General features: G+C 67.2%; 10 protein-coding genes. 6 read left to right on the plus strand and 4 right to left on the minus strand.

Annotated features, from left to right (window positions below; translation table 11 throughout):
- Positions 1-63 precede the first annotated feature (63 nt).
- Positions 64-408, minus strand: coding sequence for a hypothetical protein (locus J5M67_RS17520; RefSeq protein ID WP_207886609.1), 345 nt, complete (start codon positions 406-408; stop codon positions 64-66).
- A 144-nt stretch (positions 409-552) separates the two neighbouring features.
- On the opposite strand from J5M67_RS17520, the gene J5M67_RS17525 reads away from it, so the two are divergent.
- Positions 553-882 carry a DUF2790 domain-containing protein gene (locus J5M67_RS17525; RefSeq protein WP_207886610.1) on the plus strand — a complete coding sequence of 110 codons (330 nt, stop codon included), beginning with the start codon at positions 553-555 and terminating at the stop codon, positions 880-882.
- A gap of 16 nt (positions 883-898) precedes the next feature.
- Here the strand turns inward: J5M67_RS17525 and J5M67_RS17530 are convergent, their stop codons facing one another.
- Both J5M67_RS17530 and J5M67_RS17535 read right to left on the minus strand, forming a co-directional pair.
- Positions 899-2,284, minus strand: a complete 1,386-nt coding sequence (locus J5M67_RS17530) for a heavy metal sensor histidine kinase (RefSeq protein WP_207886611.1) — start codon at positions 2,282-2,284, stop codon at positions 899-901.
- On the minus strand, positions 2,281-2,955 hold the full coding sequence (locus J5M67_RS17535; RefSeq protein WP_207886612.1) for a heavy metal response regulator transcription factor: 675 nt from the start codon (positions 2,953-2,955) through the stop codon (positions 2,281-2,283). The genes J5M67_RS17530 and J5M67_RS17535 overlap by 4 nt, the downstream gene beginning before the upstream one ends.
- 456 nt (positions 2,956-3,411) lie before the next feature.
- On the opposite strand from J5M67_RS17535, the gene J5M67_RS17540 reads away from it, so the two are divergent.
- From J5M67_RS17540 to J5M67_RS17555, 4 genes are read left to right on the plus strand one after another with little or no spacing between them, the layout of a single operon-like run.
- Positions 3,412-4,617 carry a TolC family protein gene (locus tag J5M67_RS17540; RefSeq protein ID WP_207886613.1) on the plus strand — a complete coding sequence of 402 codons (1,206 nt, stop codon included), beginning with the start codon at positions 3,412-3,414 and terminating at the stop codon, positions 4,615-4,617.
- The gene (locus J5M67_RS17545; protein WP_207886614.1) at positions 4,595-4,762 is read left to right on the plus strand and encodes a hypothetical protein; all 168 of its coding nucleotides are present in this window, start codon (positions 4,595-4,597) and stop codon (positions 4,760-4,762) included. Before J5M67_RS17540 ends, J5M67_RS17545 begins: the two co-directional genes overlap by 23 nt.
- 38 nt (positions 4,763-4,800) lie before the next feature.
- Entirely contained in the window at positions 4,801-6,051 is a 1,251-nt protein-coding gene (locus J5M67_RS17550) for an efflux RND transporter periplasmic adaptor subunit (RefSeq protein ID WP_207886615.1), read from the plus strand.
- Between the two features lie 12 nt (positions 6,052-6,063).
- Complete coding sequence (locus J5M67_RS17555) at positions 6,064-9,213, plus strand: CusA/CzcA family heavy metal efflux RND transporter (RefSeq protein ID WP_207886616.1); 3,150 nt, start codon at positions 6,064-6,066, stop codon at positions 9,211-9,213.
- Positions 9,214-10,033: 820 nt separating this feature from the next.
- On the opposite strand, the gene J5M67_RS17560 is transcribed toward J5M67_RS17555, so the two are convergent.
- Entirely contained in the window at positions 10,034-11,371 is a 1,338-nt protein-coding gene (locus J5M67_RS17560) for an OprD family porin (protein ID WP_207886617.1), read from the minus strand.
- Positions 11,372-11,639: 268 nt separating this feature from the next.
- On the opposite strand from J5M67_RS17560, the gene J5M67_RS17565 reads away from it, so the two are divergent.
- A complete protein-coding gene (locus tag J5M67_RS17565) occupies positions 11,640-11,990 on the plus strand; it encodes a DUF3147 family protein (protein ID WP_207886618.1) in 351 nt (116 codons plus the stop codon).
- Positions 11,991-12,041: the final 51 nt, after the last annotated feature.

Below are 12,041 nucleotides of genomic sequence, written 5' to 3' on the forward strand. Positions count from 1 at the left end.
GCATGAGCGCAAGCCACCCGGCAGCCGTCAGGGCCGCGGGCAGGGTTCAGATCGGGGGAGGAATCAGGCGCAGGGAGGTCGCCAGAGCTCGGAGGGTGCCTGGCTGAGAATCGGATCGGTGTACGGCGCGGGGCGCGGGAGCGTGAGGGAGGGAGGCGCGGTCTTCAGGATACTGACCTGCAGCAGGCTGCCAGTCTTGCACTCCTGCCCACTCTTGCAGTCCTTCTTGCCGTGCTGGGCCATCTTGCCCATGTCCTGGCAGCAGTCCTGGTCCATGCCCGCCATCTGGCCCATGCCCATGCTCTGCATCGGGCAGGGTTCTGTCGGCGCCTCGATGCCCGCCATCCCGGTGAGGGGAAGCGCAAGGCTGAGCAGCAGGACGATGAGCAGACGCAGACGGCGAGTCATGGTGAGCAGTGTAGGGCCTTCCCATGGGGGAAGGTCAACGACCGATGCTGTTGGATTACCGAATCGTCATGCTCGCCTCAGCTTGCTGTTAGAGGCGGCGCCTTATGGTGGAGTCGTTCCCAACACACCGACGAGGTGACTGCCATGAAACTGCAACGAGTACTCCTGCTCACCGCCCTGCTGGGCACTTCCTCCCTCGCGCTGGCCGATGGCGGCGGCGACATCACCTTCGCCCGCATGGAGCAGGCTCGCCTGCTGGTAATGAAAGCGAACCAGCCGAGCCCGGAGCAGATGGCCGAGGTGAAGCAGTACACCTACGGCATGAACCTGGACATCGCCAAGGTGGTGGCGGTGACGCCCATGAGCAGCGACTGCGGCGTGGTGCCGGTGCAGATGCGCTACGAAGACTCCTTCGGCGACCTGCAGACCGTCGAGTACCGCGCCGAGCGGGTGGCCTGTCGCACCACCCGCTGAGCAGGGCCGGCATGACTCATTCGGGCAGGGGTGGAAAGGCCAGGCGGAAACGCGTCGGGCCTTCCACCGAACTCTCGGCGCTGGCCGTGCCCTGGTGCAGCTCCATGATCGAACGCACGATGGCCAGCCCCAGCCCGGTGCCGCCGTCGGCGCGCGAGCGGCCCTTGTCCACCCGGTAGAAACGCTCGAACAGGTGTTCCAGGTGCTGCGGCGCGATACCCGCGCCAGGATTCTCCACCTGCAGCACGACCGCTTCCTGATCGCCTTCGATTCGCACCCGGATGCGCCCTCCTTCTGATGTATGGCGGATGGCGTTGGACAGCAGGTTGGAAATGGCGCGCTGGATCATCAGGCGGTCGCCCAGCACCCGGCCGTGGCCGTCGATCTCGATCGACTGGGTCTTCTCCTCGGCGCTGAAGGCGAACAGTTCGGCGACCTTGCGCGCTTCTTCATCCAGCCGCACCGGCTCCCTCGGCAGCAGCGCCTTGGGGTGGCTGACCTGGGCCAGGAACAGCATGTCGCTGACGATGCGCGTGACCCGTTCCAGCTCCTCGATGCCCGAGGCCAGCACGGCTTCGTATTCCGCCTTCTCCCGTGGCCGCGACAGCGTCACCTGGGCCTTGCCCAGCAGGTTGCCGATCGGCGAGCGCAACTCGTGGGCGAGGTCGTCCGAGAACTGGGTGAGCTGCTGCACGCCATTGTCCAGCCGGTGCAGCATCAGGTTCAGCGCCCGCGCGGTGTCGCCCAGCTCGCGGGGCAGGCGCTGCACCGGCATGCGGTGGCTGAGGTCCTCGGTGGAGACCATCGAGGCGACCTTGCCGAAGCGCCGCAAGGGTTGCAGGCCGCGTTTGGCCACCACCCGCGCGCCAAAGGCGATCAGCAGCAGCAGCGGCGGCATCGCCAGCAAGGCGGAGCGCAGGAAGGCGCCGAGCAGGGCGTCGTCGTCGCGCCGATCCAGGGTCAGGAAAACCCGTACCCTGTTGCCGTCGCGCAGCGGCACCTGGTTGCGCCCGGTCAGCAGTCGCCGGCCGTCCTCGGTGTTCCAGCTGAAGGGCCGGCCGTTGCCGGCGAAATCATCCAGGGTGGCCAGGTCCGCCTCCCGGCCGCTGCTGAACAGCGCCGGCTGGCCGTGCCGCATTTCCAGCAGCGCGGCACTCAGGTTGTCGTGCCCCATCAACTGGTCCTTCAGCGCGTAGCCGCGCAGGGGCAGCGCGGCGAGGCCGGGGTCCACGTCGAGACTGTGGCGCAGTTGCCCCAGCTTGTCTTCCAGCGCCCGCGCGGCGCGGACGTCCAGCTGGTGATCGAGCGCGAGGTAGGCGAGCGCCACCAGCAGGAGCATCAGCACCGAGCCGAGCAGGCCGACCCACAGGCCGATGCGCAACGACAGGCTGGCCGGTCTCATGTTCGCGCCTCCAGCACATAGCCGACGCCGCGCAGGGTGTGGATCAGCTTGTCGGCGAAGGGATCGTCGATCTTCGCCCGCAGGCGGCGCACCGTGACTTCCACCACGTTGGTGTCGCAGTCGAAGTTCATGTCCCACACCAGCGAGATGATCTGGGTGCGCGAGAGCACTTCGCCGCTGCGGCTCATCAGCAGGTGCAGCAGGGCGAACTCCTTGCTGGTCAGGTCGATGCGCTGGTTGTCGCGGTAGGCGCGGTGACGGCCGGGGTCGAGCTCCAGCCCGCCGATCTGCAACACCTGCGGCTGCTCGATGCGCTCGCTGCGGCGCAGCAGCGAGCGTATCCGCGCCAGCAGTTCGGGGAATTCGAAGGGCTTGAGCAGGTAGTCGTCGGCGCCCAGGTCGAAGCCTTTGACCCGTTCGGTCAGACGACCACGGGCGGTGAGCATCATTACCCGGATGTCGCTGTGCTCGCGCAGGCTGGCGAGCACGTCCCAGCCATCCATCTGCGGCAGGTTCACATCCAGGATGATCAGGTCGTAGGCGCACTGCCGGGCCAGGTGCAGGCCGTCGACGCCGTTGTCGGCGCGGTCGACCACATAACCGCTTTCGCTCAGTCCCTGTTGCAGATAATCGGCCGTCTTGTGGTCGTCCTCGATGAGCAGGATTTTCATGGGTGAGTTATCCGGTAATGACTTGAATAATGGCGCTGCGCTATTTCAGGCAGGCAGGAAAGTTCGTCGCCGCTGGCACAGGGCGCGCAGTCTAGAAGCTGTAGCGACTTCAGGGTCAACAGTGCCGGTGGTGTGCGAAGTGTTGCGAATTGATTCTGTAAGCTACTGAGTTAGATGGGTTTTCAAGGGCGGATGAAGAGCGATTGAAACTTGCCAATTGTTTCCTGAAGTTACATGGAAATGCGCGGAGTCCTTTTTAAATACATACAACGAGAATGAGCCGGCTGGCCAATTACATGTTTGTAATTATCCAGTCACCTTGTCGCTAGAGAGACGCTTCTAGATTCGCCGGTGGAAATGACGGTGCGCCGTCGAAGTTAAATCCACCGTGTGAGGTTCACTGTGCGTTCGAGTCGTTCTGGAGGCGTTTTCCGTTGGCCGGCGAGAGGCGGTTGGATGCTCGGCCTGCTGCTGTTCGGCAGCCTGGCCCAGGGCCGCGAGATCGGCGTCGGCGAGGCCTTGCAGGCCGCCTTCGCCAATAACCCCGATCTGGCTGCCAGCGGCCGCGACATCGGCATCGCCCAGGGCCTGCGCGAGCAGGCCGGGCTGCTGCCCAACCCGACGCTGTCGTGGGAGCAGGAGGGCACCGAGTCCGCCAACCGCACCACCACCATCGGCATCAGCCAGCCGCTGGAACTGGGTGGCAAGCGCGGTGCGCGGGTGGCCCTGGCCGAGCGCGGCCAGGACGCTGCCGCGCTGGGCGTGCAGGCGCGCCGCAACGAACTGCGCGGCGCGGTGATCTCCGGTTTCTACGCAGCCCTGCGTGCCCAGGAGCGCGAGCGCCTCGCGCAGCAGTCGGTGGCGCTGGCGCAGCGCGGGCTGACGGCGGCGGAAGGCCGGGTGCGCGCCGGCAAGGCGGCGCCGCTGGAGGCCAATCGCGCCCAGGTGCAACTGGCCGAAGTGCGTCTGGAGCAGGAGCGGGCGCGGCGCGAGCGGGCCGATGCCTACCAGGGGCTGGCCGCCCTGATGGGCCTGCCGACGCCGGACTTCAGCGCCGTGCGCAGCGCCGTCGCCGACCGCCTGCCACGCCTGCCGAGCAGCGACGAACTGCTGCGCCGCCTGGGCGACAGCGCGGAAATGCGCCTGGCGCAGACCCGCATCGAGGAGGGAGAGGCGGCGCTGAATCTGGCGAAGACCCAGCGCATCCCCGACCTCGATGTCAGCCTGGGCAGCCAGGAGGCCATCGAGGATGGCAGGAGCGATCGCATCGCGGTGATCGGCCTGAGCATGCCGCTGCCGCTGTTCGACCGTAACCAGGGCAACATCCTCGCCGAGGCCCGCCGCGCCGACCAGGCGCGCGACCTGCGCAACGCCACCGAGCTGCGCCTGCGCCAGGAAACCCAGCAGGCGCTGCAGCAATGGAGCACGGCGCAGGTGGAGGTGAGCGCCTTCCGCAGCACCATCCTGCCCAGCGCGCAGACCGCCGTGGAAAGCGCCACCCGCGGCTTCGAGATGGGCAAGTTCGGCTTCCTCGAAGTGCTCGACGCCCAGCGCACCCTGATCACCGCCCGCGACCAGTACCTCCAGGCCCTGGCCCAGGTCAGCGATGCCTGGGGCCGTATCGAGCGGGTCTACGGCGATGTCGGCGCGTCGGCGCCTTAGCGCCTGGCGCGCCGGCCTGGGCCTCGCGTTCGCCGTGCTGGCGACTTCCGCCCACGCACCGACCCGCCACTGGCCCTCCGGACACTGGTGCATCCACGACCTGATCCGTCAGCTGCACCACCTATTCATCAGTCCCGGCGCCTGACGCCCACGCGTCGCCGCCGGACCTTCCGCGGAGTTCCCATGATCAAGAAAACCCACCTTGCCGGCGCCCTGATACTGGCGTCGGTACTGGGCGTCAGCGCCTTCACCTGGCAGGTCGGCGAACGCCCGGGCGCCGCGCACCAGGACGATGCCGCCCATGCCGATGGCGAACACCACGGCGGCGCTGCCCCGGCCGGCCACGCCGAATCCGCCGGCCACGCCGACGGCGAGCACGCCCACGCCGCGTCGGCCGAACCCGAGGGCGAGGGCCTGCACCTGAGCGCCGAGCAGATCGGCGCGGCCGGCATCCAGCTGGTGACCGCCGGTCCTGGCCAGCTCGACCAGGGCTTCAGCCTGCCGGGGGAAATCGGCTTCGACGAAGACCGCACCGCCCACGTCGTGCCGCGCACGCCGGGTGTGGTGGAGTCGGTGGCGGTGGAACTGGGGCAGAGCGTAAAGCAGGGCGCGCTGCTGGTGGTGATCGCCAGCCAGCAGGTCTCCGAGTTGCGCAGCGAATTGGCCGCCGCCCAGCGCCGGGTGAGCCTGGCGAGCAAGACCTTCGAGCGCGAGCGCGAACTGTGGCGCGAGAAGATCTCCGCCGAGCAGGACTACCTGCAGGCCCGGCAGGACCTGGAAGAAGCGCAGATCGCCCTGGCCAACGCCCGGCAGAAGACCAACGCCCTGAGCGGCGTGTCGGCCAGCGCCGGCGGCAACCGCTACGAACTGCGCGCGCCCTTCGACGGCGTGGTGGTGGAGAAGCACCTGGTACCGGGCGAGGTGGTCAGCGAGGCCACCGCCGCCTTCACCCTGTCCGACCTGTCGCGGGTCTGGGCCACCTTCAGCGTTGCCCCGCAGGACCTGGCGCGGGTGCAGGTGGGCAAGCCGGCGCGGGTCGAGGCGGCGGACCTCGGCATGCAGGTCGAGGGCCGCGTGAGCTACGTCGGCAACCTGCTCGGCGAGCAGACCCGCAGCGCCGTGGCCCGCGTCACCCTGGCCAACCCCGACGGCGCCTGGCGCCCCGGCCTGTTCGTCAACGTGCGGGTCAGCGACCGCGCGCGCCCGGTGCCGGTGGCCGTGCCGGAACAGGCGATCCAGGAGGTGGAAGGTAAGCCCAGCGTGTTCGTGCGCAACGCCGAAGGCTTCGCCGTGCGCCCGGTCGATCTGGGCATGCGCAGCGCCGGCAAGGTGGAGGTGCTCGCCGGTCTCGCGGCGGGCGATCAGGTGGCGGGCGAGGGCAGCTTCGTCCTGAAATCCGAGCTGGGCAAAAGCTCGGCCTCCCACGCGCACTGACGGGGCCCGAGCATGTTCGAACGCATCATTCGTTTCGCCATCGAGCAACGCTACCTGGTGCTGCTCGCCGTACTGGGCATGGCCGGCCTGGGTATCGCCAGCTACCAGAAGCTGCCCATCGACGCGGTGCCCGACATCACCAACGTGCAGGTGCAGGTCAACACCTCGGCACCGGGGTTCACGCCGCTGGAGACCGAGCAGCGCGTCACCTACCCGGTGGAAACCGCCATGGCGGGATTGCCGGGGTTGCAGCAGACCCGCTCGATTTCCCGCTCGGGGCTGTCCCAGGTGACCGTGATCTTCAAGGACGGCACCGACCTGTTCTTCGCCCGGCAACTGGTCAATGAGCGCCTGCAACAGGCCCGCGAGCAGTTGCCCGAAGGCGTGGAGTCCGCCCTCGGGCCGATCTCCACCGGCCTGGGTGAAATCTTCCTCTGGACCATCGAGGCCGAGGAGGGCGCGCGCAAGGAGGACGGCACTCCGTACACGCCGACCGACCTGCGGGTGATCCAGGACTGGGTGGTCAAGCCGCAGCTGCGCAACGTGCCCGGCGTGGCCGAGGTGAACACCATCGGCGGCTTCGCCAAGCAGTTCCAGGTGGCCCCGGACACCCGCCGCCTGGCCGCCTACCGCCTGACCCTGGCGGACGTGATCGCCGCCCTGGAGCGCAACAACGCCAACGTCGGCGCCGGCTACATCGAGCGCAACGGCGAGCAGTTGCTGGTGCGTGCGCCGGGACAGGTGGGCAGCCTGGAGGACATCGCCAACATAGTCGTGGCCAACGTCGACGGCACGCCGATCCGCCTGCGCAACGTCGCCGAGGTGGAACTGGGCCGCGAGCTGCGCACCGGCGCCGCCACCGAGAACGGTCGGGAAGTGGTGCTCGGCACCGTGTTCATGCTGATCGGCGAGAACAGCCGCAGCGTCGCCAAGGCCGCCGCCGCCAAGCTGGACGAGATCAACCGCACCCTGCCGGCCGGGGTCAAGGCCGTGACCGTCTACGACCGCACGCAACTGGTGGACAAGGCCATCGCCACGGTCAAGCGCAATCTCACAGAGGGCGCGATCCTGGTCATCGCCATCCTCTTCCTGTTCCTGGGGAATATTCGCGCGGCGCTGATCACTGCCATGGTGATTCCGCTGGCCATGTTGTTCACCTTCACCGGCATGTTCAGCAACCGCGTCAGCGCCAACCTGATGAGCCTGGGCGCGCTGGACTTCGGCATCATCGTCGATGGCGCCGTGGTCATCGTCGAGAACGCCATCCGCCGCCTGGCCCACGCGCAGCAGCACCACGGCCGCATGCTGACCCGCAGCGAGCGCCTGCACGAAGTCTTCGCCGCCTCGAAGGAAGCGCGCCGCGCGCTGATCTACGGGCAGCTGATCATCATGGTGGTGTACCTGCCGATCTTCGCCCTCACCGGCGTCGAGGGGAAAATGTTCCACCCCATGGCCTTCACCGTGGTGCTGGCGCTGCTAGGGGCGATGATCCTCTCGGTGACCTTCGTGCCGGCGGCCATCGCGCTGTTCATCACCGGCAAGGTGAAGGAAGAGGAGAACCTGCTGATGCGCGGTGCGCGCCGCGCCTACGAGCCGGTGCTCGACGCGGTGATGGCGCGGCGTGCCTGGGTGTTCGCCGGTGCCGCCGTGCTGGTGGTGCTCTCCGGGCTGCTGGCCAGCCGCATGGGCAGCGAGTTCGTGCCCAGCCTGGGCGAGGGCGACTTCGCCCTGCAGTCGCTGCGCACGCCGGGAACCAGCCTGTCGCAATCGGTGGCCATGCAGGAGCGTCTGGAGCAGAAGGTGCTTGCCAAGGTGCCGGAGGCCGAGCGCATGTTCAGCCGCACCGGCACCGCCGAGATCGCCTCCGACCCGATGCCGCCGAACATCTCCGACGCCTATGTGATGCTCAAGCCCAAGGAGCAGTGGCCCGACCCGAGCAAGACCCGCGCGCAGTTGGAGGCGGAAATCCAGGAAGCCGCCAATGGCGTGCCCGGCAGCGCCTATGAGCTGTCGCAGCCGATCCAGCTGCGCTTCAACGAGCTGATCTCGGGGGTGCGCAGCGACGTGGCGGTGAAGGTGTTCGGCGACGACATGGCGGTGCTCAACCAGACCGCCGAACAGATCGCCGGGGTACTGCGCGGGGTACAGGGCTCGTCCGAGGTGAAGGTCGAGCAGACCAGCGGGCTGCCGGTACTCACGGTGAACATCGACCGCCAGCGCGCGGCGCGCTACGGCCTCAATGTCGGCGACATCCAGGACACGGTCGCGGTGGCCGTGGGTGGTCGCCAGGCCGGCACCCTGTTCGAGGGTGATCGCCGCTTCGACCTGATCGTGCGCCTGCCGGAGAGCCTGCGCAGCGACATCGACGCGTTGTCGCGCATGTTGATCCCGGTGCCGGCCCCGGCCAACGCCACCGACACGCGGATCGGCTTCATCACCCTCGGCGAAGTGGCGCGCCTGGAGCTGATCCAGGGGCCGAACCAGGTCAGCCGCGAGAACGGCAAGCGCCTGTTGGTGGTGAGCGCCAACGTGCGTGGGCGGGATATCGGCTCGTTCGTTGCCGAGGCCAGCGGGAAGATCGAGCAGCAGGTGAAGCTGCAGGCCGGCTACTGGACCACCTGGGGCGGCCAGTTCGAGCAGCTGCAATCGGCGGCGCAGCGCTTGCAGATCGTGGTGCCGGTGGCGCTGCTGCTGGTCTTCACCCTGCTGATGATGATGTTCAACAACCTGCGCGACGGGCTGGTGGTGTTCACCGGCATTCCCTTCGCCCTCACCGGCGGCGTGGTCGCGCTGTGGCTGCGGGACATTCCGCTGTCGATCTCCGCGGGTGTCGGCTTCATCGCGCTGTCGGGCGTGGCGGTGCTCAACGGCCTGGTGATGATCTCCTTCATCCGCAGCCTGCGGGAGGAAGGGCGCAGCCTCGACGCGGCGATCCGCGAGGGCGCGCTGACCCGGTTGCGGCCGGTGCTGATGACGGCGCTGGTGGCGTCCCTCGGCTTCGTGCCCATGGCGCTGGCCACCGGTACCGGCGCGGAAGTGCAGCGGCCGCTGGCGACGGTGGTGATCGGCGGCATCCTGTCCTCGACCACGCTGACGCTGCTGGTGCTGCCGGCGTTGTATCGGTGGATGCATCGGCGGGATGAGGATGCGCAGAGCGCCTGACGCCTATGGTGGGGGCGCCAAGCCTATGCTTGCGATGGCTCCCATGGCGCGCTCCTACAGGTTGGCGCCATCGTCTTTCTCGATGCTTCGGGTTTGGGTATTTCTGCGCCGCTTCGGCGTGTGCTGAGAGATTTTATTTCGCCCCCTCGGGCGACCTCCTTTGGCAAACGACGGATGGCCGCCCCACCCAAAGGAGGCAAAGGTCTATGCCCCATCATCCGGCCCCGGCTTCGCCGGGGGTGATTCGCTTCGCTCACCCTTCGGGCCAGCCTTCGGCTGTTACTACGCTTCGCTTCGTTTCCCTCGCTCCATCGAAGTTTCAGGGGCCCGCCGCGAAGGGCCATCCCTGGCCCATCGCGGCTCTCGCGGCATCCATGCCGCTCAACCCCTGAAACTCCGACTCCACTCGGCCTCCTGAAGGGGCGTTCCGGAGTGCGCCGGCGTTTTTCTGGAAATCCTCAGAGCAAAAGCCGGGGCAATGAGAGGAGCTCCCGTAGGAGCGGACCTTGTCCGCGAAATCCCACACGCGACTGCGGATTTCCCATCCTGCGACTGAGCGCAAAGTTCCAGGCAGGCGCATAACCCGGATCTCAAACGGCAGCCTCCAGAATCCAGGCGAAAAAAAGGCGCCCATTCGGGCGCCAAGTGTTCCTCTCTCTCCAAAGGGGCACGTGGAGCGCCAGAAAGAGGAGCGGTATTGCGGGGCATCACCCACCGTGGGGAGGTGATGGATTCCTTTATACGCAGCGGCACCTAACAGGACGCTGAGCCGAAACTGACAATTCCGACATCTGCCCGCCCGGCGCCACGGCGCATGGGTTTACATCAGCGACAGCGGGTACTCGACGATCAGCCGCACCTCGTCCAGGTCCGACTCGAAGGCCGTGGCGCGGGTGGTGGCCTGGCGCACGCGCAGCGAGAGGTCCTTCAGGCTGCCTTCCTGAAACACGTACTTGGCTTCGACGTCACGCTCCCAGCGCTTCTGGTCAGTGAGCGGATTGCCGTTGTCGTCCTCGCGCATGTACACGCTGTTGGCGTTGGAGTAGTCGGCGTCGCTGCCGCGCGCGTAGCGGGTCATGAAGCTCAGGCCCGGCACGCCGTAGGTGGCCATGTCGAGGTCGTAGCGGGCCATCCAGGACTTCTCCTTCGGCGAGTTGAAGTCGCTGTACTGGATGGAGTTGTCCAGGTAGATCGAGTCGGACTGGCGCAGGTAGTCGAAGTCGTTGTTGCCGTTGTTGCGCTGGTAGCTCAGGGTCACGCGGTGCGCGCCGAAATGCACGCCGGTGTTGGCGCTCCAGATGTTGGTATTGAACTCGCCGAGCAACTGGCGGCCTTCGTCCTGGGACTTGTAGTAGTTGACGCCGCCGAACAGCTCCACCGCCTCGGTGAGCGGGAAGTTCAACGCGGTGCCGAAGTAGTACTGGTTCCAGGCGTCCTTCAGGCGGCTGCTGTAGAGGCTGACGCTGGCATTGTCGTTGATCGCGTAGTCGCCGCCGCCGTAGGCGAGCCAGGGCGAGTCCACCGGCCCGGCGTAGAAGGTCTCGAAGCCGTCGTCCATCTGCCGCGACTGCGGCTGGCTCATCGAGTGCAGGCGGCCACCCTGCAGGGTCAGGCCTTCGAGGCTGGTGTTCTGCAGGGTGAAGCCACGGAAGCTTTCCGGCAGCAGGCGCGAGTCGCCGTAGTGGACCACGGGCGTCTCCGGGAACACGTCGCCGAACTTCGCCACCGTGTCCCACAGGCGCACCTTGGCGGCGCCGCCGGCCTTGGCGTAGTCGCTCTCGGTGTTGCCTTCGTTGTCGGTGGGCAGCACGTCCACCGAACTGCCGGCGCCGTTGCGGCCGCCGCCGGTATCCAGCTGGAAGCCGAGCATGGCGAAGGCGTCCACGCCCACGCCGACCGTACCCTGGGTGAAGCCGGACTCGAACTTGCCCATGATCCCCTGCGCCCAGACTTCCGAGTAGCCGTTGCCGCGCGGCGGCATGGACTGGCCCTTGCGGGCGTCGCGGTTGAAGTAGAGGTTGCGGGCGAGGATGTCCAGGCTGGCGCCTTCGAGGAAACCTTCGGCTTTCTCTTCGGGTAGAGCCTCGGCGTGGACGGTTGGCGTGGCGACGCCCAGGGCCAGCAGGGATGCGGCCAGGGGGAGTTTGCGTCGATACATGGTGTTTGCTCCTAAGGGCAGGGTGGTTGTCACCGCCTGCTGTTGTTGTTTTCGCCCAGGCGTGGCGAGGGCCACGGGCATCGTGTAGGAGCACGGATAACGGCTGGATGAGCGGGAGGTGACAATTCTGTAAGACGCGGCGGCCAGGTGGGATATGCCTGCCGTCCTGGGTTCGATGGACAGACGGCTTCTGCCCGATGCCGGGACTGGATAGGATGCCAGCCAGAGCGCAACGCGCCGCCACCCGGCGTGCGCCCCTGGAGCAGCCATGGCCTGGATCATCACCAAATACTTCCTCACCGCCGGCATCGTGGTGCTGGTGTCCGAACTGGCCAAGCGCAGCGACAAGCTCGGCGGCCTGGTCGCCGCGCTGCCGTTGGTGACGGTGCTGACGCTGATCTGGCTGTACATCGAGCAGCAGAGCCAGGAGAAGATCGCCAACCACGCCTGGTACACCTTCTGGTACGTGGTGCCGACGCTGCCGATGTTCCTGGCCTTCCCGTTGCTGCTGCCGCGCCTGGGCTTCTGGCCGACGCTGATCGCCTGCATCGTCATCACCATGGCGTGCTTCGGGCTGTTCGCGCTGTTCGTGCGACGGTTCGGGATCGAGTTGCTTTGAGCGAGCGCGTCGGGATGGAAATGAAAAAGGGACACCCAGGTGTCCCTTTTT

This window comes from Pseudomonas sp. 30_B (genome assembly GCF_017491605.1).
GTDB lineage: Bacteria > Pseudomonadota > Gammaproteobacteria > Pseudomonadales > Pseudomonadaceae > Pseudomonas.